Below are 24,170 nucleotides of genomic sequence, written 5' to 3' on the forward strand. Positions count from 1 at the left end.
AGCATAATTACCTTGAGTTCCTAATTTTCTGGTGGCACCTTTGCTGAGTATCAGTAGGTGTTAAAAATGGAGAATCCACAGATTACGCTCTTTGCATATTCAAAGAATAAATTCACGGAAAAGAGGCTTGAAAGTCTCGAAGAAGTCTTTAATTACAAGGATTACCCTGTGGTGTGGGTAAACATTGATGGTATTGCTTATCTGGACGAATTAAAGAACATCTTTGGTTTTTATGACACCTCAATAAGGTTGATCCTTCGTTCAAAAAGCAGACCAAAAGTTGAAATTTTCGGAGATTATCTGTTTATCCTCATCTATCAGGTCTATGAGTCCTCTGGGGGGTTGAAAAGAGAGAAAACCGCAATATTTCTGAAGGATAACTACGTGATAACTCTGCAGGAAGTAAAAGGTGATGTTTTTAACTCCATTAGGGAAAGCATTAGAAAAGGAGAGGGTCTTGTTAGGGAGAAAAAAGCCGATTATTTGATTTTCCTCCTCCTCGATGCAGTGATTAACAACTATATCCCAATTTTGGATAAGATAAATGCAAAAATGGAGGCAATAGAAGATAAAATACTCCGCAACAGCGACAGAGAAATGCTCAGGAAAATTCACACAATACGCAGAAGAATCCTCTTTATGAGGCGTGCTATTTTTCCTCTGCTTGAGGTCTTTAGGGAGCTACAGCTTGAAGGTACAAGGTTCTTTGAAGAAGACACAAAGCCGTATCTTAGAGAGCTTAATGCCCACGTTCTGGAAGTTCTTGACCTAATAGAAAGCCAGCGTGAGATGGCGAATGGTCTCATAGATATTTACTATTCTACAATCTCGATGAGGATAAATGAGATCATGAGGGTACTAACGGTAATTTCTACAATTTTCATACCTCTAACCTTCATAACTGGACTATACGGCATGAACTTCAGGTATATGCCGGAGCTGGGTTGGCGTTATGGATACCCTGCAGTTCTGCTGGTTATGTTGATGATATCACTTAGCATGCTCTATTATTTCAAAAGAAAAGGGTGGCTTTAGAGATTTAGAGCAAGCTTCACCGCTTTTTCAGCTATAACATCCATCGGGTCAATTAGTGGAACTTCCAAATCCTCGGGTTTCAGTGCAACACTCACCTCAGTGCAGCCAGCTATGATGCCTTCACTTTCCTTTTCAAGCTTTTTAGCTATCTCCAGCAGGAGTTCCCTTCCAAACTCGAACTTGTTAGCTTTGATTCCCTCGTAGATGCCTCTCATGACATTCTCCTGCTCTTCCTTATTTGGTATTATCACTTTTATCCCCTTCTTTTCCAAGGCTCTCTGATAGATTCCGCTAACCACTGTTCCTGTCGTTGCCAGCAGTCCAACTCGTTTAATCCCCAGTTGCTTAACATATTCCGCAGTTTCTTCAATCATGTTGATTAGCGGGATGTTTATTGCTCTCTGAATCTCATCGGCGAAGAAGTGTGCTGTGTTGCAGGGCATTATTATAAAATCTGCTCCCCAGCTTTCAAGCTTTTTTGCACTGTCAATGAGCTCTGGTAGGGGATTTTCACCTTTACCAAGAATGTAAGCTGTCCTATCGGGAATTTTTGGATTGTTGTAGATTATAATTCTTGGATGATCCTGATCTCTTTTTGCTGGGGTTTTCAGAACTATTCTTTTAAATAGCTCAACAGTTGCCATAGGACCCATACCGCCAAGGATGCCTATTATTTTTTCCTTTCCCATTTTAATCACTCAGCTTTTGCATATCTGAGTTTGCCCTCTTTCCACTCAATATAGCGCGCCATAATAAACAGTAAATCGCTTAAGCGGTTAAGGTATTTTAGGGCATCTTCCCCAAATCCATATTCCAAAAGAAGCCTTGCAACTTTTCTCTCTGCTCTTCTTACAATAGCCCTGCATACGTCAAGTTTTGCGCTCGCTATTGTTGAGCCGGGGATTACAAAGGCTTTTAGCTGAACTTCGTTCTCGAATTTTTTAATCAAGCTTTCCATCCATTCTACTTCTTTTTCTCCAATCTTCTTATATTTACCTTTGCTTGCTATCTCTGCCATGAGAGAATATAAATCAATCTGAACTTTCTCTACAATGCCTCTAAGCTCCTCATCCTTAATGTGGTGCTTTGCTTCTCCAAGAAAAGAACTTGCTTCATCAATTGTCCCGTTAGCTTCAATGATTGGGGAGAACTTTGCCAGTCTTTCTCCGGTAAAGATTCCAGTAGTCCCTTTATCACCAGTTCTTGTTGTAATTGGCATATGATCACCAAGTCCAGTTAAAGCTTGATCTTTTTATTCCTTTTGTTGCTTTTTTGTTGTCTAATGCAGCTATATATACACTGCTGGTGATACAAAAACATTGGGAAAAGTTATTTATACTTAGGAGCGTTTTTAAAATTTTGGTGATGCTATGAAGAGGTGGAGTCTGTTTTTGATTATTGTAATGATTTTTAGCATAGTTCCAGTAAGTACAATAGGCTTTGTGAATGCAGCGACATATGTTCCAATACCAGAAATACAGGGGTACAGCAGCAGCTCGCCTTATACCGGGCAGACAGTAATTACAACTGGTGTAGTAACAGCAGTTGCGTCGAAAGGATTTTTTATGCAAAATGGAACAGGTCCGTGGACTGGAATTTATGTTTATACTGGCTCAGCACCTTCAGTTCAGGTAGGAGATTTAGTGGAAGTTAGAGGGTATGTCAAGGAATACTATGGATTAACTGAAATTTCGGTTAATCCCAAATATGGAGATTACGTTAAGGTACTTGGCACGGCACCGGTGCCAGAGCCGGTTACCCTTCCATCAGGAAATGTTTCACAGGAGAAATGGGAAAGCGTCTTGGTAAAGGTCGTTGGTGTTACGGTAGTTGATCCAGACTTGGGTTATGGTGAGTGGCTTGTTGACGATGGAAGCGGCCCAGTTAGGATAGACGATTTAATTTATAGATACACCCCCGAATATGGGCAGAAGTTTGACTATATAATTGGTCCAGTTTATTATTCCTATGGTAACTTTAAGATTGAGCCAAGAGGGCCAGAGGATCTAAAGGAGTACATTCCAGAGATAAAAATTGCTGAGCTCAATGTAGATAGATCCCTTGTTAAGGGTGTTCCAGCACCAATTAGCGTTCTTATAAAGAATGACGGTATATTCAGTGAAAATGTAACATTACTTATCTATGCAAATGATGAAATTCTGTTAAATACGAGCCTAATTTTGGATCCGGGGATGAACTATTCCACAACCACTACATGGACTCCATCATCCACTGGGGATGCAGTAATAAGAGCCGAAATTGTTGGATATGATGAAAAATATGTCCCTGTTACTGTATATGAGAATCCACAGACTGTAGCGTTCACCATTGTAACATACTACCACTACCGTTATGAAAAGTATTGGACAATCCTTTCTCCGCTTTATGAGCAGTTTGATGCATTGATGACCGAGCTCCAGAAGTATAATGTTGACTTAGGCCCTCTTCAAGATGAGATAGAAAAAATTGAAAGCAACATGCAGCAGATAAATGAAGAATACTCAAAGTATGAAAGTCTCAAGATATATACAAGGAATGGTTATTATCTTCCACTTATGCCACACATAAGAAAAGCGGCGCTGTTAAGTAGGGAAACAATTTCAATGATTAACGACGTGCTTCCACTCCTGAACTCAACTCTCGAACAAATTAAAGCAATGATTCAACAGCAGCAGAATGCAACTGGTGGAAATGAAACGACAGTGCAGAATGTTACTGTGACAGTTCCAAAGCTTGTTAAGGTTCTCATAGACTCGGGACACAACCAGTACTATAATGACGAAAAAATGAGCAGTTTGATAAACAAAATTGAAGAAGAGCTTGGCTGGAAAGTTGAAATCAACCGTGGAACACTAACAAGCGAAAAGCTCCAAGGGTACAACATTCTCATTATAACAAACCCAAGGACTGACATAACTGATGAGGAGGCACAGGCAATTAAAGAATTCGTTAAGAACGGGGGAGGGCTGCTGATACTTGGAGACTGGTACAAATACGTGAACACAAAGAGCTTGAACAAAGTTGTTGAAGAATTTGGGATCAGATTCAATAAGGATGAGCTCATGGATAATGACCGCAACACCGGAAGGCCGTACTTCCCACTTGTTGGTGAATTCAACTTTGAGCACCCAGCAACTAAATTCCTCAACGAGACATCAGAACTCTATTACAACGGTGACACGCTTGATGTCTCTGGAGATGTGGTCTGGCTCATCAGAGGCTATGACAGCTCATATGCCGTTGATCAGACAGGAAAGGTTACAAAGGAAAAAGGATCAAAGCCGATAGTTGCAGCGGCAGTTGAAGTTGGAGAGGGCAGAATTGTAGCTTATGGCTCAAGCAAGGCAATAAGTGATGACTACTACGGCAGATATATTACAACAAACTGGCCGTTCATTAAGGGAGTCCTTCTCTGGCTTGCAGGGGAGATTTGATTCTTTTACTTTTATTTTTGTTTTTCATTTCAACATTCATCGAAGCGAAATGATTTTATACTTAAGGATTGTACTTTTCTATGCATGGATGAGAGGTGAAGGCTATGCATGAACTTGTTGAGTTTGCTGTTGAAAAAGCTTTGGAGCTTGGAGCAGAATATGCAGAGGCAAGGTTTGAGGAGCATAGTGGGGTAAATATCGTTATGAAGAACGGCAATCCAGAAGGAGTAGGTATAAGAGCCGACAGGGGAATTGGAGTCAGGGTTCTTGTAAATGGGGGAATGGGATTTGCATCAACAAATGTTCTGAGAAAAGAAAGTGTAAACGAAGCTGTTAAGAAAGCCGTTAAGCTTGCAAAGGCTGCTTCAAAAGTTAGAAACATACCAATAAAGTTCAGCGAAGAGAGGTTTCATGAGGTTTACTATGAAGTAAGAATGAAGAAGGACTTCAGGGACTATTCCGGGGAGGAAAAGATGGAGTACCTAAGGCTCATTGAGGAGGAAGTCCTGAACAGTGGGATCAAAGTCCCAATGAGATTCTTGAGCTACCAAGACTGGATTGCCCACAAGTATTTCGTCAACAATGAAGGGGCAAAAGTTGAGAGTGTCATTCCAAGGGTTTCAATAACATACAATTTGGTTGTTTTTGAGGAGGGCCAAGTTGAGCAGGCTCCATTCGTTCAGACTGCTTTCACAGGCGGTCTTGAGCTTATTGAGAGAGCAGAACCATGGAAGAAAGCATTAAATGATGTTAAAGCCTTGCAAAGGCTAATAAAAGAAGGAAAGAAGCCACCAGAAGGGAAGGTTGATGTTGTTATAAGCCCAGAAGTTGCAGGAATAGCTGTTCATGAGAGCGTTGGACATCCATATGAAGCGGATAGGATTTTTGGGAGGGAAGCAGCACAAGCTGGAGAAAGCTTTGTTAAGCCAGATATGTTAGGAGAGAGAATTGGAAGCGAGGCAGTAACTGTTATTGAAGACCCAACGATACCAAACAGCTGGGGTTTCTACTTGTATGATGATGAAGGCATCAAAGCCCGTCCGAGATACTTAATCAAAGATGGAATCATTACTGAGTTCTTAATGAACAGGGAATATGCTTATTACTTAGATACTAATTCTAATGCTGCAGCAAGGGCGATAAACTACGACAGAGAGCCCATAGTGAGAATGGCTAACACCTACTTGGCTCCGGGCGATTATTCCTTTGAGGAGCTGATTGAAGATGTAAAGCTTGGTGTTTACATGGTCTCTTTTAACGAATGGAACATTGACGACAGGAGGTACCAGCAGAGATATATTGGCAGAGAAGCTTACCTGATTGAAAATGGTGAGATAAAGCATCCAGTAAGGAGACCTATTCTTGAGATTACAACAAAAGGTCTGTGGAGCAGTGTTGACGCGGTAGGAAAAGAGGTTGAATTCTATCCTGGAACATGCGGAAAAGGTGAACCTGGTCAAGGAGTTCCAGTATGGATGGGAGGAGCAAGCGCAAGACTTAGGGACGTTGTATTGAGGAGGTGAGAGGATGTTTGATGTTAATGAGCTCATTTTAAAGAAGGCCAAAGAGATTGGCTTTGGAGACGTTGTTGTTCTATCATATGAGACACAGAGAAGACAGGTCAGATTTGCAAACAACGAGATAACGGTAGCAAAAAACTGGCACTATCAGAAATCTGCAATTTTCGCTGAATATGAAAAGAGGCTTGTCTCAACAGAGCTCACATCCCTTGATGAAAAAACAATCGAAAAGACATTAAAAATGCTCTTCAAGACGGCAAAGGCGATGGAGCCGAAGAAGGACTATTACGGCATAGCAGAAGGTCCATTTGAATATAAGGACATTCCAGAGACTTTTGACAAAAAGATTGTCGAACTTGATGAGCCGAATGAATACGTTGAGATTGCCATAAACTCAGCATTGGAAGAAGGTGCTGAGAGGGTTGCTGGAGTTCTCTATACGGATTACAATAAGCTCTACTTAACGACGAGCAACAATGTTGAGGCTTTTGACGAGGGGACGGGCATAGAAATCAGTGTTAGGGCTTTCGTTGATGAGCTATCAAGCGGACATGGAACGAACTCAGTTAGAGTTTTGAAAAAGTTCGACCCAGAAAGAGCTGGAAGAAAGGCTGGAGAGATAGCGAAGCTTGCCGTTAATCCGGAAGAGGGGGAGGCTGGCAAGTACGACGTCATTTTTGACCCCTTAGCCTTTGCAAATCTGCTTTCATACATGAGCTTCATGACATCAGCTTTTGCTGTTGAAGCAGGATTCAGCTTTTTAGTTGGCAAGCTTGGACAAAAGGTTGCGAGTGAGGACATCGTTTTGAAGGATGTAGGAAACATGCCAAACGCTTATGGAACGAGGAAGTTTGATGACGAGGGTGTTCCAACTCAAGAAACAACGATAATCGAAAACGGGGTTTTAAAGACCTATCTCCTCAACACAAGCCTTGCGAGAAAATACAACACTAAAACAACAGCTAACGCAGGTCTAACAATGCCAAGAGCTTGGAACATCTACCTTGAGGCTGGGGACTACTCAAAAGAAGAGCTCTTCAGCGAGATCAGGAGGGGAATTTACATAACAAACGTTTGGTACACTCGCTTCCAGAACTATGTTGCCGGTGATTTCTCGACGATTCCAAGGGATGGAGCGTTCTTAATTGAAAATGGTGAGATCGTTAAGCCGATAAGGAACATCCGCGTAAGCGACAACTTCCAGCGCATCTTGGGGAGCATAGCTGCCTTAGGAAAAGAACTCTACCATATCCACTGGTGGGAAGTTAGAACGCCGGTATTCACTCCTTATGTTCTGGTTAAAGATGTTGGCATAACGAAGGCTACAAAGTGATCTCTTTTCTTTTCCTTAAATTATCCCTTTAGCATAAAGCTCATGATAAGCTTTCAGCAATGCGCCCCTAACCCTCTTTGGCCCATATCTCTTCACTGCAGCTTTTAATCCTTCCTCATGGACTTTTTTCACAATCAAATCAACATCTGGAGAAATTTTCAGGTTGTTTTCGACATAAAGCTTGGCTATCTCATAGGGGTCTCTGTAATTCAAGCCCTTGAGCCATTTTAGGGGTACTCCCTCTTTGAACTGTTTTATAACTTCGAACTCGATGATCGTGATTTCATCATCTCCGTAAAGCTCTCCGTAAATTTTGTTTAAGACCCTTAAAAGCTCTCTAACGTCTTTAAAACCATCCCTCTTTGCATCCTCGTTGGTGAGCTCTTTGACCTTCTTTTTTGTGATACCTTTTATCTTAGCTTTAGCTATTGCCGTATCGCTTGGGGTTATAACTATGTAAACTTCACTCCCAGGTTTTGCTTCATATTTTCCATATCTAATCGTTGTAACTTTCTTCCCCCTCAAAATGCGCTCTTTGTATGCATTATCTATCAGCATGAACTTTCTTATTTGAATCGTCTTTGCCACTGTTCAGCACCTCTATTATTTTCAGAACATCAAGCAGATCGGTGATTTCATGGTCTGCGTATTCTCTGTATTCCTCTTCTCTGTTTGCATACTTTCCATAGCGGAACCAGACTGTATGCATGCCCACGCTTTTTGCTCCATAGATGTCTGAATAAAGCCTGTCTCCAACCATTACAGCTTCTTGAGCTTTAACCCCAAATATTCTAAGTGCTTTCTGGAAAATCTTTGGATGCGGCTTCTTAACTCCTTCAAAGTCGGATATAACAACATGCTCAAAGAAATCGTCTAAATCCAAGCGCAGAATTTTTTCCCACTGCTTTATTGGGTCTCCGTCTGTTATTATGCCGAGCCTCAAACCCATTTCCCGAAGCTTAAGGAGAGTTTTCCTTACATGTCTCACCTCTCTTAGATAAGCAAATTTTGTGTTGTGGTAAGCAATTACCCCAGCAGCAACCCACTTTGGATTGTACCTCAAGTCTAAACGTCTGAGAAGGTAGTCAAAGTGCCTTGGGAAGTTGCTTCCATACTCATTAATGAGTTCTAAAAGCTCATTATACGCAGTATCAAAATCAACTGGCATGCCATGTCGGATCATGTTTTCTATTGCATTTTTCCTTGCCATTTCAGCAAGTCTTGTAGTATCAGCTATCGTATCATCTAAATCAAAGAATACAACCTTAATCATACCCCTCCCCGTTTCGTTTTTGACAACGATATATTTAACCTTTCCCAATGTCCAGATACAGTCTCTTTTGCTGTGCTTCTTTTCTCTTCAATTCTTGGAAGTATTCGTCTTCACGAATAAGCTCTTCAAGCAGATCTTCAAGCTTCCATGTGAGTGAAGTTGGCGTCGTGGTTGCAAAGATTATCTTTCCGAGGTTTAAGGACTTTATTCTGGCTAAAACTTCTCTAATTTGGGGATTTTTAAGATCGTGCATTAAAATGAACTTTTTAAGATGCCAGTCACACGAGCCTTCAAGCTCTTCCGCTTTCTCCACTATGCTCTGCACACTCCAGTCCCTGCAGTACTGGGGAATTTCATAGACTTTCAGCTCACTAAGCATTTCTCTGATTTTCTTAACTTCATTCTTGTCAAATCCAATCAAAAATATCATCCTCTCAGCTCCTCAACTTTTTTCAAAAGCTCATCCATAACCTCCCCAGCTTTTCCCCTTATGAAGATGTCAGCTATCGGAGTAATTCCGCTTTGGCTTGGATTTATTTCAATCACATAACCGCCATTATCTTTGACTATATAGGGTATGTATGCCGCTGGAAATACCTGTCCGCTCGTGCCTACAACTAAACACACATCGGCTCTCCTCGCTAAGCTGAATGCTTTACTCAAAGCACTCTCAGGCAAAGCCTCTCCGAACCAAACGACATCTGGTCTTAAAAGAGAGCCGCACTTTGGACATTTGGGTAAATCTTCATCTTCAAGGAACTTTTCAAGTCTTCCGCTTTCTTTGAGATTCTCTCTGTAATCACAACGTATGCACTTGACCCTAAAGATGTTACCATGCAACTCGATGATGTTTTTGTTCCCAGCTTCTCTGTGCAGATCATCAACATTCTGGGTTATCACGGCTTTGAGAATCCCCATTCTCTCAAGTTCAGCCAGAACTAAGTGGGCTTTGTTTGGTTTAGCTTTTGATATAATCTTCATCCTCCATCTGTAAAACTCCCACACAAGCTTTGGATTTCTGGCAAAAGCTTCAGGTGTGGCGAGTTCTTCCGGGCGGTGCCGTTTCCACAGTCCGTTCCTCCCTCTAAACGTAGGGATTCCGCTCTCAGCACTTATTCCCGCCCCAGTGAAAGCTATTAAAAACCTTGAACGTGCAATTATTTTTGCAGCCTCCTCTATCATCCCGTTCCCCAATATTTTTCGTATTTTTGGCTTTAAAATCTTAACATACGTAATGTCCATCATCAGGGTTGTCTAAAGCAACCTTTAAATTACATGGCGGTGAAATATTTCATGCATAAACCTTTGGGGTGATACTATGAGCTATACAGAATATAAGGATAAGGTTCTGGAGTTTGTTGAGATGCACGAAAAGTGGAGGGCATCAACGATTAATTTGATTGCAAGCGAAAACGTAACTTCTCCAAGTGTCACAAGGGCTGTGGCGAGTGGTTTCATGCATAAATACGCCGAAGGCTGGCCGAGGCAGAGATATTATCAGGGATGTAAGTACGTTGATGAAGTTGAGCTCATTGGTGTTGACCTCTTCTGCAAGCTCTTCAAGAGTGATTTTGCAGATCTGAGACCGATTTCGGGTACAAACGCAAACCAAGCCGCATTCTTTGGCCTCACACAGCCTGGAGACAACGTTATAGTCCTTCACACTTCCCACGGTGGGCACATAAGCCACATGCCCTTTGGTGCAGCTGGTATGAGGGGTCTCAACGTTTTCACATGGCCATTTGATAATGAAAGCTTTAACATTGACGTTGACAAAGCAGCTCAGCTCATCAGAGAGAAGGAGCCAAAGCTTGTAGTCTTCGGCGGGTCACTGTTCCCGTTCCCACACCCAGTCAAAGAGCTCGCTCCAGTAGCTAAAGAGGTCGGGGCTTATGTTATGTACGATGCTGCCCACGTTCTCGGATTGATTGCTGGAGGAGAATTCCAGGACCCGCTTAGAGAAGGTGCTGATATAATAACCTCCTCAACCCACAAGACATTCCCAGGCCCACAGGGCGGCGTGATCCTCTACAAGAACTTTGGTGAGGATGTTGCAAAGCTCCAGTGGGCGATCTTCCCAGGTGTTCTCAGCAACCACCACCTCCACCACATGGCCGGAAAAGTCATCACAGCGGCGGAGATGCTTGAGTATGGTGAAGCTTACGCAAAGCAGATTGTAAAGAACGCAAAAGCTTTAGCTGAGGCTTTGGCCGAAGAAGGATTCAACGTCATCGGTGAAGACCAAGGCTACACCAAGAGCCACCAGGTTATAGTTGATGTTAGCGATCTTCACGAGGCAGCTGGCGGATGGGCGGCGCCGCTCTTAGAGGAAGCAGGGATAATCCTCAACAAGAACCTCTTACCGTGGGATCCGCTTGAAAAGGTCAACACGCCGAGTGGTCTCAGGATAGGTGTCCAGGAGATGACAAGAGTTGGAATGATGGAAGACGACATGAAGGAGATTGCAAGGTTCATGAGGCGTGTACTGATTGACAAAGAGGATCCAAAGAAGGTCGAGAAGGAAGTATTCGAGTTCAGAAAGCAGTTCCAGAAGGTCTACTACTCCTTCGACTATGGTTTGCCAATGAAGGAGTGATTTTTCTCTTCTTCTCTTTTAGTTCCAATTTGGATTGAAGCTGTCGAGAGGTTTATATTGTGTGGCATCATAACTTTGTAATGGGTAAATCATGAAAACAATTATTTATACCGTATTTCTGTCCCTTATGGTTGCATTTGCTTATCTAACTATTTCACCCGATGATACGCAGGAATATGGTCAAAAAATGCTCCCCTGTGAGATTCCTTCAGAGCCTTTATCCCCTTCCTATAACCATTCCTTCTTCTGTTGTCCTGGAAAGGTAGGCTACTGGATAAGTGCGAGCTACAAACCTCCAGGAGAAATCATTGGATTTCGGGCTCAGAATGTCCCCTTAGGCTACAATGAAACAGTGGTCTTTGTTGTCTACAAGAAAACTAAGGATGGCTGGAAAGTTATCTACACTGAAAATGACTGGCATGCTGAATTTATCCTCCCACCTGAACAGAACGTTACCTATGCTCTATCTGTGTATGTTTTTGACAAGGACTGCAACTTGATTGACAGCTTATACTCCACAGTTTTTGTTCCAATTCAAGATTTTAATGCTGAGATGTACCTTGACAAGGAGGTTTACAAACTGGAGAAACCGCAAAGCTGGTAGTTAAAAATACAGGCAAAACTCCGATACTGTTAGGAAATCCATATGTGATTTATAGGCTTAAGAATGGAAATTGGGAAAAAGTGAAACTGGGGATATTCTTCACCTTAGAGGGTTATGAGATTATGCCAGGAGAATCTTGGACTCAGGAAATTAGGCTGGTGTATTTTGATGAGAGCACTTGGAACTCATATCCTTTACCTCCTGGAAGATATAAAATAATAAAGGAAGCACTCGGGATAGGAGTTGAAGGAAAACTAACCCTTGAGGTGGAGTTTGAGATTAGAGAATAGTCCTGTATATCCTGGTTCTATTAACTTCAATGTCGAAGTTTTTACTCATCATCAGTGTTCCATAAGATTATTTCAAGTTGGCAAAACTTTTTATCCTCTTTTACCATACCTAACCCTCGGCTGAAGGGGTGAGAAAAATGGTGAAGTTCTGCCCAAAGTGTGGAAGCATAATGCTCCCTGATAGAAAGAGAGAAGTCTTTGTTTGCAGGAAGTGCGGCTATGAAGAGCCTCTAAACCCAGAGGCTGCTAAGGCTTACCGTCTAACCCAGAAAGTTGAGCATAAGGTTGAAGATATACCGATTATTGAACAAGATCTTGCAACACTGCCGAAGGTGAAAATAACCTGTCCAAAGTGCGGAAATGACGAAGCCTACTGGTGGGAGCTGCAGACAAGGGCTGGGGATGAGCCCTCAACTATATTCTACAGATGCACAAAGTGTGGCTATACATGGAGGAGCTATGAGTGATGAGCATGAAAGAGGAAGTTGAAGTCTTAAGAAGGCTCGCAGAAAAGGCTTTAAAGGAGTTGGATGAAGCATATAAAAGGATACCTGATGTGAACAATGGAAAAACTTATCTACTTCGTGGAAAAGAAAGGGTTAGATTGATGCTCAAAATTCTCAACGATATGGAGGTGTGAAGATGCCGTTTGAGATTGTTTTTGATGGGGCAAAGGATTTTGCAACTTTGATAGCAACAGCAAGCAATTTGATTGATGAAGCAGCCTTCAAGGTTACTGAAGATGGTATAAGCATGAGGGCAATGGATCCAAGCAGAGTCGTTCTTATTGACCTCAACCTGCCGGCTGGAATTTTCTCAAAATATGAGGTTGATGGAGAAGAAACAATCGGCGTTAATATGGACCACTTCAAGAAAATCCTCAAAAGAGGAAAGAGCAAGGACATTCTTATCCTTAAAAAAGGTGAGGAGAACTTCCTTGAGGTAACCCTTCAGGGAACAGCAACAAGGACATTCAGACTGCCGCTCATCGAGGTGGAAGAGCTTGAGCTTGAACTCCCAGAGCTGCCCTTCACAGCAAAAGCAGTTGTTCTGGGGGAGGTTCTCAAGGAAGCTGTTAAGGACGCTTCGCTCGTCAGCGACAGTCTGAAGTTCATCGCAAGAGAGAATGAATTCATAATGAAGGCTGAAGGAGAGACTAATGAGGTTGAGATAAAGCTCACACTTGAAGACGAAGGCTTGCTTGACCTTGAAGTTCAGGAGGAAACAAAGAGCGCCTATGGAATCAGCTATCTTGCTGATATGGTCAAGGGAATTGGTAAGGCAGATGAAGTCATCATTCAGTTTGGAAACGACATGCCCCTTCAGATGGACTATCCAGTAAGAGATGAAGGAAAGCTGACCTTCCTCCTTGCACCAAGAGTTGAAGAGGAGTGATTTTCTTATTCTTTTTTTGTAGGTGATTCCTTTGGACATAGTGAAACTCAGGGAGCTCCTTGAAAGAGAGCTTTCATCAAATGATCTCTCTCCCCTTGATGAGGAATTCTACAGGGAGTTTGATAGCTTAGTTCGGGCGTTAAAGCTCAGAGCAGAGAGTTCAAAGGAAAGGGGAGAAACCGTTGAAGAGAGGCTTTATCTGGCTGAACTTAATATTGCAGAGCATTTAATGAAGGAAATAATCAAAATAAGGCTTCACAAGATAGTAGATTTGGCTTTTGAGGGAAGACCTCAAAGTTTGGTAAGTGAAGAAAAGAAGATATTTGCAATTCTTATGGCGTTTATAAACCGCGAACCTCTGCCTCTCTCAGAGGATGTGGAATTTAAAGAAACCCTTGAAGAGAAGAGCGGGATTGAAGTACCTGTTGGCAAACGTGCTATCTGGGAAGCTTATCTAATCAAAGTCGATATCCCCAGAGTTCTTGATGAAAAGCTCAGGGAGTATGGACCATTCAAGGCTGGTGACCTTGTAACACTCCCAAAGAGCATTGGAAAAATCCTTGTGGAGAGAGACGCTGCGAAGCTTATAGACATAAACCCGTGATGGAAAATGTTTTCCGTGTGCATGAGAGATTGCTATGATACCTGCTCGATCATAAGTGAAATTAGGAGGGGTAAACTTTTTGTTAGGGGAAATCCCAAACATCCGATAACTCAAGGCTTTTTATGCCCCAAAGGAGCTTTGCTGCCAAAGTGGTTCTACGGTGAAGAGCGATTAAGAGTTCCTCTTATAAGAGAAGGCAAAAGAGGGGCAGGAAAATTCAGAGAAGCAACTTGGAGTGAAGCCATAAGCTTAGTTGCGGATAAGATTAAAGAAACAATAGAGAAATATGGAAGCGAAAGCATATTGGTTTACAACTATGCTGGTGATAGAGGCATTGTTAACTTCTACTTTCCAATGAGGCTCTTCCACTATTTGAATGCAAGCTTTTTGGACTACGGAATATGTGATAGGGCTGGACAGGAAGCTTTGAAAGATGTCTATGGAACAGCTGTGGGCTTAGACCCAGAAGAGCTGAAAAATCAAAAGCTAATTGTTTATTGGGGAATAAATGCTTTTTGGACGAATCTTCACGGTTTCATGCTTGCCAAAAAGTATGGCTTGGAGATTTGGGCAGTTGATGTTTTAAAGACGGAGACTGCAAAAAGAAGCAACAAATTCTTCCAAATAAAGCCCAACACAGATGTTCTCTTTGCTTTGGGAATTGCGAGAATCATAATCGAGAATGAGCTGTATGATGTGGACTTTATTAGAAAGAATGTTTATGGATTTGATGAATTCAAGAATTATGTAAAAAAGATTGACCTGGACTTTGTCAGCAGGGAAACTGGGGTTGAGAAAGAGCAGATTGAAGAGTTTGCTTTTGAATACGCAGAAAAAAGAGGGGTTATTCATATAGGCTACGGCTTCCAGCGTTCTTTGGCTGGGGGAGAAGCAGTTAGGACAATTTCTCTTTTGCCAGCTTTAGTTGGTCATGAGTTTGGCTTCATCTATGATATGAAAACCATTGACAAGAGTTATGCTGAAGGTGCTTTTCTGAGAACCAAGCCCGTAAAAAGGATTCCACAGATGAAGCTGGCGGAATATATTGAAATGGGGGAAATCAAGTTTCTCTACGTCTACAACTCAAACCCTTTGGCTTCTCTCCCAAATCAGAATCGCCTAAGGAAGGCATTAAAAGAGAGTGACATCTTTGTTGTTGTTCATGACATCTTTTTAACGGATACAGCTCTTTTTGCGGATGTTGTTCTGCCAGCAAACACATTTTTCGAGCGCTTGGATATAGCGGATTCCTACTATCACCGCTATGTCGCACTAAATGAGCCGGTTACAAGGCTTTATGGGAAGAGCAACAGGGAAGTGACTGTAATGCTGGCAAAAGCCCTTGGGATTGATAATCCCTATCTTTACGAAACTGAGGAGGCTATTATTAGAAAAATCCTTCAGCAAAATGATTTAAGCTGGGAAGAGCTTAGAAAGAAAGGATTTCTAAAAGTACCTGAAAAGCCAAGAAAATATTACACCCCAAGCGGAAAGATTGAGTTCTACTCTCAAAGAGCAGTTAAGAGAGGGCTTTCGCCATTCCCACAATACACGCCACTCAAAAGAGATTACCCTTTGCAGCTTCTCAGCCCAACATACAGAATGACAATAACAAGTCAGTACCATAACACCTATGGAATTATAGACCCCTACTTGTACATGAATCCTAAAGATGCCGAGGAGAGAGGAATTAAAAATGGTGACTTGGTGGAGGTTTACAACGAATATGGAAGAATAAAAACCGCAGTAAAATTAACTGAAGATGTTCCTAAAGGAGTTGTTGTCCTATACAAAGCCTTTTGGATCTCAAAGCTTGGATGGAACGTCAATGTACTCACTGCTGACAGCACTGTTGAAAAATATGGAAATGCATCGGCGTATCATTCAACTTGGGTAGATGTAAGGAAAATTTAAGCAATACAGGTCCTCGCCTTTAACTCTTCTGCTGGAATTTCAGCTTGATAGTTTTAGTTTTCGTTCAGGATCTCAACTCTTTAAGATTGCTTTGGATATTAAACATGCTAATAATGTTAGGTAAACCAAAAAATTTATATATTCGAACCATTTAGGTTATGATGAAAAAACAAACAAGGGTGATTGAAATGGTTGTGATAGGGGAAAAGTTTCCGGAAGTTGAAGTTAAGACCACCCATGGGGTAATTAAACTTCCAGACTACTTTGCGGAAAAGGGCAAGTGGTTCATATTATTTAGCCACCCAGCCGACTTTACACCAGTGTGTACAACCGAATTCTACGCAATGCAGAAAAGACTTGATGAATTTAAAAAGCTTGGTGTTGAGCCCATTGGACTCAGCGTTGACCAAGTTTTCAGCCACATCAAGTGGATGGAGTGGATAAAGGAAAACCTTGGCGTTGAGATTGAGTTCCCGGTTATTGCAGATGACCGCGGTGAGCTCGCTGACAAGCTTGGCATGATACCAAGCGGTGCAACAATTACAGCAAGGGCAGTCTTCATCGTTGATGACAAGGGAATCATAAGGGCAATTGTCTACTATCCAGCCGAAGTTGGAAGGGACTGGGATGAGATACTCAGATTAGTTAAGGCACTCAAGATAAGCACAGAGAAAGGCGTAGCACTTCCACACAAGTGGCCAAACAACGAACTTATCGGCGATAAGGTAATCATCCCACCGGCATCAACAATTGAAGAAAAGAAGCAGAGAGAAGAAGCAAAGGCTAAGGGAGAAATCGAGTGTTACGACTGGTGGTTCTGCTACAAGAAGCTTGATTGATTTTTCTCTGACTTTTCTCTTCTCTTAACCTTGGGATAATTTTGAAATAAAACTAAAGATGATCAGAAATTGAAGTTTATATCCTTCATAAGCTGGTCGTAGAATTCTTCCTTGTAAATCTCCGGATAGCGTGTTATGTACTCGTACTGTTTTTTGAGGATATTATAATGGTTTTTCTCCATATCAGCAAGCATTTCAAGAAGAAGCTTGGTTTTTTCGGTGGCAGCATATCTGGCAAGCTCCTTGTAGAGTTTTTCACTAACAAGCTCAGCCTGCATAGCAATTTCGTAAACCTCAGTGATCTCTGTATCCTGTTTTTGAATGGCATCGCCCATTTTTTCTGCAATGACTTTAAACTCGTCTATAATTTCAATATCGATTTTTTTGGGTTCTGTTTCTTCACTTCCTAATTTTTCTCTGATTTTTTCAACTATTCTGCGATGCTTGTCCTCTTCATTGGCTAAGAACATGAGTTCGTCCTTTATGAGGTCACTTTTAACTAAGGAAGCGAGTTTTTCATACATCTCCTTGGTTCTTATTTCGGAGTTAACAGCTATCTCAAAAACCTCCTTGTCTGTGATTTTCATAGCTATCACCACATTCAATTTTATTGTTTGATGTTATTAATGTTTCTACTTTAAACTATTAAGGATTTCAGCAGTTTACCTCTGGAAATTATCCAAGAAGTTACTTACCATTGTGCAGTTTTTGGATTCTCTATATATTTGCTAAGTTAGAACAGTCCAGCAACGTTTTCAAAAATTGATAAAATAAAACTATATATACCCCATAGAGAAAACTTAACTATACGAAAATCAAACTTATTTGAGAGGGATTTAGTATGCCGAAGTTTATAAAGGATGTTTCTATTGTTTTGGGTGGTGCAGCTGGACAGGGGATACAGACTGTTGAAGAAACCCTTACCAGAGTTCTAAAGCTCTCTGGTTACAACGTTTATGCAAACAAAGAGTACATGTCCCGAGTAAGGGGAGGGGTGAACACCACGGAGATAAGGGTTTCATCAGAAAAAGTTAGGGCATTTGTCAGAAGAATAGATATCTTAATACCTTTTAAGCGTGGGGTTTTGCCATGGGTTGAAAAGAGAATATCAAAGAATACGGTTGTCCTTGGTGAAAAAGAAAACGTTGAAGAGGAATTCTTAGAAAATGTAACCTTTATTGAGGTTCCATTGAGCAAAATATCTAAGGAGGTTGGAGGCTCTCTTTATCTAAACACTGTTGCTGCGGGTGTAATAGCGGGCCTTTTCCACGCTGACATCAAAGTTTTGGAGGAATATCTAAGAAAAAGATTTGGAGGCAAAGGGGAGGAAGTTGTTGAGAAGAATATTGAAGCAGCCATAAGAGGATACAATCTGGGCAGAAAGCTGTGTGAGGAGAAAAAAGTGGAAATTGAAGTGTCCAAAGATGAGAGCGTCAAAGATGATATTCTTCTCAGCGGAAGTGAGGCAGTTGCTTTAGGAGCTTTAGCTGGGGGAATGAACTTTCTCAGCTTCTACCCAATGTCACCCTCAACTGGAGTAGCTGTTTTCTTAGCGCAGCATGCAGAGGATTTTGAAATAATTGTTGAGCAGGTTGAAGATGAGATTTCTGCTATAAATATGGCTTTGGGTGCATGGTTTGCTGGAGCAAGGGCTATGGTAACAACATCTGGTGGTGGCTTTGCTTTAATGACGGAGGCAATAAGCTTAGCAGGCATGGCCGAGAACCCCGTAGTTGTTCATCTTGCCCAAAGACCCGGCCCTGCCACTGGTCTGCCAACAAGAACAATGCAGGGCGACCTCAATCTGGCTTTGCATGCAGGTCACGGTGAATTTCCAAGAATCATCTTAGCACCGGGTACCATTGAGGAGGCATTCTACCTCACGGCAGAAGCGTTCAACTTAGCCGATAAATATCAAGTTCCCGTTATAATAATGACCGATGAGTATCTTGTGGACACTTACTACAACATCCCCGACATCGAATTTGACAGAATTAAAGTGGAAAAGTATGTGGTGGAGGCAGAAGAAGACTACAAAAGGTACAAGCTTACAGAGGATGGTATTTCTCCAAGGGCTATTCCAGGATATGGAAAGGGTGTAGTAGTTGCCAATGGAAATGAGCACGATGAGTATGGAGATATAACTGAGGATGAAGAACTTTCAAGGATAATGCAGGAGAAGAGAGCCATAAGAAAGCTTGAAACCATTAAGAAAAGCGCAAAACTTCCAAAACTTATCGGGGATGAAAACGCCAGATATCTTGTAATAGGCTGGGGATCAACATTCCATGTAATAAGGGAAGCACTTGAGCAGCTTAATATAGATGATATTGCGTTTCTGCACTTCTCATGGGTGTATCCTCTCAGAGAGGATATCAGGGAAATGTTTGATGGAAAAGTGATTATTGACATTGAAGGTAATGTAACGGGTCAGTTTGCCCAGCTCCTGAAGAGAGAGCTCGGTGTTGAGGTTGATTATAAGATCCTTAAGTATGATGGAAGACCCTTTTCTGTTGAAGAAATCTGCGATGCCCTTAAGGGGGTGTTAAAATGAATTTAGACCCAAAAATTTTTGAGCCTAAAAGACCGGGGAGTCAAGATGTTGCGTGGTGTCCCGGGTGTGGAAACTTTGGAATTAGGAATATCCTGAAGAGAGCTTTTGTTGAGCTTGGGCTAAATCCCTGGGAGGTTGTTATCATCAGTGGTATAGGGCAGGCAGCCAAGATGCCTCACTACATCAATGTTCATGGCTACCATACCCTCCATGGAAGGGCAATCCCAATCGCAACTGCAGTTAAGGCATCAAACCCCGAGCTTACGGTCATAGCTGAAGGCGGAGATGGAGATATGTATGCTGAAGGCGGGAACCACTTGATTCATGCAATAAGAAGAAACCCAAACATAACTGTCCTCATACACGACAACCAGATTTATGGTTTGACAAAGGGGCAGGCATCCCCAACTACAATGCTCGGAATGAAAACCCCGACACAGCCCTGGGGTGTTTTTGAAGAACCCTTCAACCCAATTGCCCTCGCTGTGGCGCTCAATGCTTCGTTTGTTGCAAGAACGTTCATGGGGTACTTCAAGGAAAGCGTGGAAATTATAAAGGAGGCAATTCAGCATAAAGGTCTTGCCATAGTTGATATACTCCATCCATGTGTGAGCTTCAATAAATTAAACACCTACACTTGGTACAGAGAGCATACATACTGGATGAAAGATCATGATCCGTATGATAGAGAGGAGGCTTTTAAGCGGGCAGTTGAAAAAGATCTCTTACCTCTGGGCATCTTTTATATAAATGAAAGACCAACGTTTGAGGAAATGTCCCCTGCATATAAAAGGGATAAAACCCCGCTGTGGAAGAGGGTTCCGAAGGTTGAAGAAATAAAAAGAATTTTGGATTTAAAGAGGAGGTTTTGAAATGCTGACCTCCTCCTTGCCGGTTCACGGCGGGGAGGTTTGCGGGTTCATAGCCTACTCCCGTTGCCGGTTTCAGCTCAGCCCGCAGGCCCGGTCTCAGGCCCATTACCCCTACCGCAGAGCGGATCGGGGTTATCGTCTCCCAAACTCTAACTGCCCAAGAGGGCAGTTTTCGAAGGACGCCTGCCGGCGTCCGTTTCAGGGGCACGGTGAAAGCCCTCCAAGAGGGCTGTCCTGACAAGGACTCTTTCAGAGTCCATTACCACTCCAAAACTTAAAAGGCTTTCGGTGATTTGAATGGCAGACTCAAGAATATTACACCCCCGCCCTGAAGGGCGAGACTTTCGGAAGGTAAAAGTTGGTGACACTGCTCCAGATTTTAGTTTAAAGGATCAAAATGGAGAAGAATTTAAGCTATCAGACTATAGGGGAAAGAAAGTTCTGCTTTCCTTTCACCCCCTTGCATGGACGAGCATCTGTGCTCAGCAGATGAAAGACTTAGAGAGAAATTACAGGCGTTTTGAAGAGCTAAATGTGGTCCCAGTAGGAATAAGTGTTGATTCAGTTCCATGTAAGAAAGCATGGGCTGATCACTTGGGACTAAGAAAACTGAGGATTTTATCGGACTTCTGGCCTCATGGGAAAGTTGCTAAGCTTTACGGAGTCTTTAGAGAGAGCAATGGCTTTTCTGAGAGAGCAAATATAATAGTGGACGAAGAGGGGAAGGTAGTGTTCGTCAAGGTATACCCTATCAGGGAGTTGCCTGACATTGAGGAGATATTAAAGTTCCTTGAGAAATGATATTTTTAAATGCAAGATCTTGAATGAAAAATGAGGTGACGGGGAATGCCAAAGGTCTGGATTGAAAAGATTCTTGATAAACCCGAGCTTTATCTGCTTAGAGTTGACGACAACCAAATAAAATACTTTGAAGCAACCTGGGAAATTCCTGAGGGGATAACATACAATGCCTATCTTTTGAAGCTTGAAAATGCTGTTGTGCTGTTTGATGCCTGGAAGAAGGACTATACAAAAGAATTTATTGAGGCGCTTTCAAAACTTGTTGATCCCAAGGAGATAACGCATATAGTAGTTCACCACACTGAGCCTGATCACAGCGGTGCTCTTTCTGAAGTGCTTAGGCTCAATTGCTATAGGGCTCAGATTATAGGAACAAGCTTTGCAAAAAGACTTCTTGAGGCTTTCTATGGGTCAAAAGCTGTTGAGAACTTTTACACAATTAAAGATGGCGAAGAAATGAAAATAGGTGGAAAAACCTTCCGCTTTATCACAGTTCCATGGCTTCATTGGCCCGACACAATGATAACTTACATAGTTGAGGAAGGTTTAATGTTCAGCTGTGATGCTGGCGGTGGGTATTCTATTCCAAAGACCATAGATGACAGTGATGAGGAAGTTGTTCAAGAGTACCTACCTTATGTCACCAAGTACATAGTCACCGTCATAGGTCATTATCACAAGTACATAGTTCAGAATATTGAAAAGCTCAAAAAGCTTGGCATAATCGAAAAAACAAAAATGATTCTGCCAGGTCATGGCTTGATCTGGCGGAAGAATCCAAAGAGGATTTTTGAGCATTATGAAGCAGTTGGAGCTGGAGTTCCAAAGAGAGGCAAAGTACTTGTGATATATGACTCAATGTATGGCTTTGTTGAAAAAGCTATTGAGATAGCCTTAGATGAACTGAAAAAACATGGTTACATCCCAGTTGTATATCGGTTCACTGATAAAGAAGCTCCAGCAGTTAGTGATATCCTTGGTGAGGTTCCAGACAGCGAGGCACTTATAATTGGGGCATCAACATATGAAGCGAACATCCATCCACGGGTTAGGTATGTCCTCTACGAAATAGTTGATAAGGCAAACTATGAGAAACCTGTGTTAATCCTTGGTGCCTACGGCTGGGCTGGAGTTGCTGGAAGGGAAATCGAGACCATGATAATGAGGAGCAAATTTGACCATGTTGACACAATCGAAGCCAGAGGAAACGCCACTGAGGAAGACGAAGAGAGGATAAGGGAGAGCGTCAGGAAGCTCATCCAGAAGCTCGGGAAATGATTTTATCTTCAACTTTTAAATTTCTTGGATCCCATGTCTAAGGTTCCCCACTACTCGCTTTTGGATTAAAGCTTTATTTGGTATCATTGCTTGGATACCCTTAAATAGAAGCTAAGTGAAGATATTAGTGAGATGATACCGATGGAAGAGGAGATTGTTAAGAAGTTGGAAAAACTGTCTGAAAGGGAAATTTTGGGATACGCGATTGCATCTGAGGAGGACGCAATACAGTTCTACCTTAAGCTTTCCGAAGGAAGAGGGGAGCTAATAGCTGAATTCTTTAAAGATCTCGCAAAGGCTGAGCAAGCACATAAAACACTCCTTCTAAACCTGCATGAGAACCTTTTCGGAAGCAGAGAGTATACAGTTCCGGAAGATGTCCCATTTGCGGAAAGCACAGTCAATATTGTAACTCTGGGAAACCTTGTGGAGGCTCTAAAGACTGCCCTTATGAACGAGAAGACCGCTGAAAGGGTTTATACCCTTTTAGCCAAAAAACTTCCCGAGCATAGGATTCTTTTTGATTTCTTGGCTGCACAGGAGAGGGCTCATTATAGGGCTATTGAAGCTCATGAGGAGTATCTTGAGGGATTAATGAGGGGAAAACCTGAATACGTTGAAGCACCTCCCCATGTGATATTCAATCAAGTTGAGATATACTACAAACCCAGAACCCAGCCATGAGGGACTTTTATGAAACTTTTAATAGTCGGAAACGGCATTGCCGGAGTCACGCTGGCAAAAGAGCTGTCTAATGACTTCGATATTACAATAATCGACAGAGAAAACATACCATATTACAGCAAGCCCATGCTGAGTCATTACATAGCTGGTTTTGTTGATGAAAAGTCGCTCTTTCCCTATTCTTTTGACTGGTATGAAAAGAAGAGCATAGAGCTGAAGCTGGGAGCTGACGCCAAGGTGATAGACAGGGCAAGGAAAAGGGTGATGACCTCAGAGGGAGAACTTGACTATGACATTCTTGTTCTTGCAACGGGAGCAAGGGCAAGGGAGCCCATGGTAGAAGGCAGGGAGCACTTAAATGTATTGAGAACACTTGAAGATGCAAGGGCAATAAAAGAGATCCTTGAGCGAGAAGGAGATGCAGTAATTCTGGGGGGAGGATTTATAGCACTTGAGCTTGCTGGAAATCTTGCGAAAGCAGGTTATGATGTAAAGCTCATTCACAGGAGGAATACCCTCCTTGGTCTCGATGAAGAGCTGAGCAGAATATTGAAAAAAAGGCTTGAAGATGTGGGGGTTGAGTTTTATCTCAACACGAATTTGGTAAAGGCTGACGAGCGTGGAATCCTTACAGATAGAGGATACGTAGAAGGGAAGCTCAAAGTGTGTGCTTTTGGTATAATACCAAATAGAGAAATTGCAGTGAGGAGTGGAATACACGCTGGAAGGGGTATTCTGATAGATGATAGATTCAGAACATCCGCAAAAGACATCTATGCAATAGGGGACTGTGCAGAGTACAACGGCATAATTTGCGGAACTGCCAGAGCTTCCATGGAACATGCAAAGGTTCTGGCAAACCTGCTTCGTGGAAGAGATGACAAGTATGACTTTGAATTTCGTTCCTCAATTTTCAAGCTTGCCGGCTTTTCCGTGGCAATCATTGGTAAGATTGGTGGTTATGGCAGATGGATAGATGAAAACATCAAACTCTTCATTGATCATCGAGAGAAAATCATTGGGGCAGTAGTTCTTGACGACTTAAGATCCGCTACGAAGCTTGAGAAACTCATCAAGAGTGGGGCAGAGTATAATGACCTCCTGTGAAGGTTATAGCAACTTAATAGGTTGAGAAAGCCTTTTA

26 protein-coding genes are annotated in these 24,170 nt (G+C 42.1%); 19 read left to right on the top strand and 7 right to left on the bottom strand.

Annotated features, from left to right (window positions below; translation table 11 throughout):
* Positions 1 to 66 precede the first annotated feature (66 nt).
* Positions 67 to 1,035, top strand: a complete 969-nt coding sequence (corA, locus tag TERMP_RS01655; RefSeq protein ID WP_013466602.1) for a magnesium/cobalt transporter CorA — start codon at positions 67 to 69, stop codon at positions 1,033 to 1,035.
* Here corA and TERMP_RS01660 read toward each other — a convergent pair.
* Together TERMP_RS01660 and TERMP_RS01665 are read right to left on the bottom strand one after the other, a co-directional pair.
* Positions 1,032 to 1,724, bottom strand: a complete 693-nt coding sequence (locus tag TERMP_RS01660) for a cysteate racemase (RefSeq protein ID WP_013466603.1) — start codon at positions 1,722 to 1,724, stop codon at positions 1,032 to 1,034. The two genes, corA and TERMP_RS01660, sit on opposite strands and share 4 nt — an antisense overlap.
* Before the next feature lie 5 nt (positions 1,725 to 1,729).
* On the bottom strand, positions 1,730 to 2,254 hold the full coding sequence (locus TERMP_RS01665; RefSeq protein WP_013466604.1) for a cob(I)yrinic acid a,c-diamide adenosyltransferase: 525 nt from the start codon (positions 2,252 to 2,254) through the stop codon (positions 1,730 to 1,732).
* 151 nt (positions 2,255 to 2,405) lie between these two features.
* Between TERMP_RS01665 and TERMP_RS01670 the strand changes: the two genes are divergently transcribed.
* From TERMP_RS01670 to TERMP_RS01680, 3 genes are all read left to right on the top strand, one after another.
* Positions 2,406 to 4,469, top strand: coding sequence for a DUF4350 domain-containing protein (locus TERMP_RS01670; RefSeq protein ID WP_013466605.1), 2,064 nt, complete (start codon positions 2,406 to 2,408; stop codon positions 4,467 to 4,469).
* A gap of 104 nt (positions 4,470 to 4,573) precedes the next feature.
* Positions 4,574 to 5,992, top strand: coding sequence for a TldD/PmbA family protein (locus TERMP_RS01675; protein ID WP_013466606.1), 1,419 nt, complete (start codon positions 4,574 to 4,576; stop codon positions 5,990 to 5,992).
* 4 nt (positions 5,993 to 5,996) lie between these two features.
* Positions 5,997 to 7,322 carry a TldD/PmbA family protein gene (locus TERMP_RS01680; RefSeq protein WP_013466607.1) on the top strand — a complete coding sequence of 442 codons (1,326 nt, stop codon included), beginning with the start codon at positions 5,997 to 5,999 and terminating at the stop codon, positions 7,320 to 7,322.
* A 15-nt stretch (positions 7,323 to 7,337) separates the two neighbouring features.
* Here the strand turns inward: TERMP_RS01680 and TERMP_RS01685 are convergent, their stop codons facing one another.
* From TERMP_RS01685 to cobB, 4 genes are read right to left on the bottom strand one after another with little or no spacing between them, the layout of a single operon-like run.
* Positions 7,338 to 7,880 carry an ASCH domain-containing protein gene (locus TERMP_RS01685; RefSeq protein ID WP_048159886.1) on the bottom strand — a complete coding sequence of 181 codons (543 nt, stop codon included), beginning with the start codon at positions 7,878 to 7,880 and terminating at the stop codon, positions 7,338 to 7,340.
* On the bottom strand, positions 7,867 to 8,595 hold the full coding sequence (locus tag TERMP_RS01690; RefSeq protein WP_013466609.1) for a TIGR02253 family HAD-type hydrolase: 729 nt from the start codon (positions 8,593 to 8,595) through the stop codon (positions 7,867 to 7,869). Before TERMP_RS01690 ends, TERMP_RS01685 begins: the two co-directional genes overlap by 14 nt.
* Before the next feature lie 34 nt (positions 8,596 to 8,629).
* Positions 8,630 to 9,025 (bottom strand): DUF3783 domain-containing protein, encoded by a 396-nt coding sequence (locus TERMP_RS01695; protein ID WP_013466610.1) that lies wholly within the window; start codon positions 9,023 to 9,025, stop codon positions 8,630 to 8,632.
* On the bottom strand, positions 9,022 to 9,777 hold the full coding sequence (cobB, locus tag TERMP_RS01700; RefSeq protein WP_048159712.1) for an NAD-dependent protein deacetylase: 756 nt from the start codon (positions 9,775 to 9,777) through the stop codon (positions 9,022 to 9,024). Before cobB ends, TERMP_RS01695 begins: the two co-directional genes overlap by 4 nt.
* 136 nt (positions 9,778 to 9,913) lie before the next feature.
* On the opposite strand from cobB, the gene glyA reads away from it, so the two are divergent.
* From glyA to TERMP_RS01740, 9 genes are all read left to right on the top strand, one after another.
* Positions 9,914 to 11,191 carry a serine hydroxymethyltransferase gene (gene glyA, locus TERMP_RS01705; protein ID WP_013466612.1) on the top strand — a complete coding sequence of 426 codons (1,278 nt, stop codon included), beginning with the start codon at positions 9,914 to 9,916 and terminating at the stop codon, positions 11,189 to 11,191.
* Positions 11,192 to 11,282: 91 nt separating this feature from the next.
* Complete coding sequence (locus tag TERMP_RS01710; protein WP_048159713.1) at positions 11,283 to 11,795, top strand: hypothetical protein; 513 nt, start codon at positions 11,283 to 11,285, stop codon at positions 11,793 to 11,795.
* Between the two features lie 26 nt (positions 11,796 to 11,821).
* On the top strand, positions 11,822 to 12,085 hold the full coding sequence (locus TERMP_RS01715; protein ID WP_308735481.1) for an immunoglobulin-like domain-containing protein: 264 nt from the start codon (positions 11,822 to 11,824) through the stop codon (positions 12,083 to 12,085).
* Positions 12,086 to 12,222: 137 nt separating this feature from the next.
* On the top strand, positions 12,223 to 12,552 hold the full coding sequence (locus tag TERMP_RS01720; protein WP_013466615.1) for a transcription factor S: 330 nt from the start codon (positions 12,223 to 12,225) through the stop codon (positions 12,550 to 12,552).
* Positions 12,549 to 12,725, top strand: a complete 177-nt coding sequence (locus TERMP_RS11505; protein ID WP_158304564.1) for a hypothetical protein — start codon at positions 12,549 to 12,551, stop codon at positions 12,723 to 12,725. The genes TERMP_RS01720 and TERMP_RS11505 overlap by 4 nt, the downstream gene beginning before the upstream one ends.
* 2 nt (positions 12,726 to 12,727) lie before the next feature.
* A complete protein-coding gene (locus tag TERMP_RS01725) occupies positions 12,728 to 13,480 on the top strand; it encodes a DNA polymerase sliding clamp (RefSeq protein WP_013466617.1) in 753 nt (250 codons plus the stop codon).
* 31 nt (positions 13,481 to 13,511) lie between these two features.
* Positions 13,512 to 14,084: a DNA replication complex subunit Gins51 gene (locus TERMP_RS01730; RefSeq protein WP_013466618.1), complete on the top strand. Its 573-nt coding sequence runs from the start codon at positions 13,512 to 13,514 to the stop codon at positions 14,082 to 14,084.
* Positions 14,085 to 14,090: 6 nt separating this feature from the next.
* Complete coding sequence (locus tag TERMP_RS01735; protein ID WP_048159714.1) at positions 14,091 to 15,998, top strand: molybdopterin-dependent oxidoreductase; 1,908 nt, start codon at positions 14,091 to 14,093, stop codon at positions 15,996 to 15,998.
* 161 nt (positions 15,999 to 16,159) lie between these two features.
* Positions 16,160 to 16,837 carry a peroxiredoxin gene (locus TERMP_RS01740; RefSeq protein ID WP_013466620.1) on the top strand — a complete coding sequence of 226 codons (678 nt, stop codon included), beginning with the start codon at positions 16,160 to 16,162 and terminating at the stop codon, positions 16,835 to 16,837.
* Between the two features lie 62 nt (positions 16,838 to 16,899).
* Here the strand turns inward: TERMP_RS01740 and TERMP_RS01745 are convergent, their stop codons facing one another.
* A complete protein-coding gene (locus TERMP_RS01745; RefSeq protein WP_013466621.1) occupies positions 16,900 to 17,424 on the bottom strand; it encodes a ferritin-like domain-containing protein in 525 nt (174 codons plus the stop codon).
* Between the two features lie 254 nt (positions 17,425 to 17,678).
* On the opposite strand from TERMP_RS01745, the gene TERMP_RS01750 reads away from it, so the two are divergent.
* From TERMP_RS01750 to TERMP_RS01775, 6 genes are all read left to right on the top strand, one after another.
* Entirely contained in the window at positions 17,679 to 19,391 is a 1,713-nt protein-coding gene (locus tag TERMP_RS01750; protein WP_013466622.1) for a 2-oxoacid:acceptor oxidoreductase subunit alpha, read from the top strand.
* Positions 19,388 to 20,263 carry a thiamine pyrophosphate-dependent enzyme gene (locus TERMP_RS01755; protein ID WP_013466623.1) on the top strand — a complete coding sequence of 292 codons (876 nt, stop codon included), beginning with the start codon at positions 19,388 to 19,390 and terminating at the stop codon, positions 20,261 to 20,263. Before TERMP_RS01750 ends, TERMP_RS01755 begins: the two co-directional genes overlap by 4 nt.
* Before the next feature lie 297 nt (positions 20,264 to 20,560).
* The gene (locus tag TERMP_RS01760; RefSeq protein ID WP_013466624.1) at positions 20,561 to 21,064 is read left to right on the top strand and encodes a peroxiredoxin; all 504 of its coding nucleotides are present in this window, start codon (positions 20,561 to 20,563) and stop codon (positions 21,062 to 21,064) included.
* A gap of 45 nt (positions 21,065 to 21,109) precedes the next feature.
* Complete coding sequence (locus TERMP_RS01765; protein ID WP_013466625.1) at positions 21,110 to 22,342, top strand: FprA family A-type flavoprotein; 1,233 nt, start codon at positions 21,110 to 21,112, stop codon at positions 22,340 to 22,342.
* Positions 22,343 to 22,474: 132 nt separating this feature from the next.
* Positions 22,475 to 23,026 carry a ferritin-like domain-containing protein gene (locus TERMP_RS01770; RefSeq protein ID WP_237702843.1) on the top strand — a complete coding sequence of 184 codons (552 nt, stop codon included), beginning with the start codon at positions 22,475 to 22,477 and terminating at the stop codon, positions 23,024 to 23,026.
* Positions 23,027 to 23,035: 9 nt separating this feature from the next.
* Positions 23,036 to 24,133: an NAD(P)/FAD-dependent oxidoreductase gene (locus TERMP_RS01775; protein WP_013466627.1), complete on the top strand. Its 1,098-nt coding sequence runs from the start codon at positions 23,036 to 23,038 to the stop codon at positions 24,131 to 24,133.
* The last annotated feature ends 37 nt before the right edge of the window (positions 24,134 to 24,170 follow it).

Source organism: Thermococcus barophilus MP (assembly GCF_000151105.2).
Lineage (GTDB): Archaea > Methanobacteriota_B > Thermococci > Thermococcales > Thermococcaceae > Thermococcus_B > Thermococcus_B barophilus.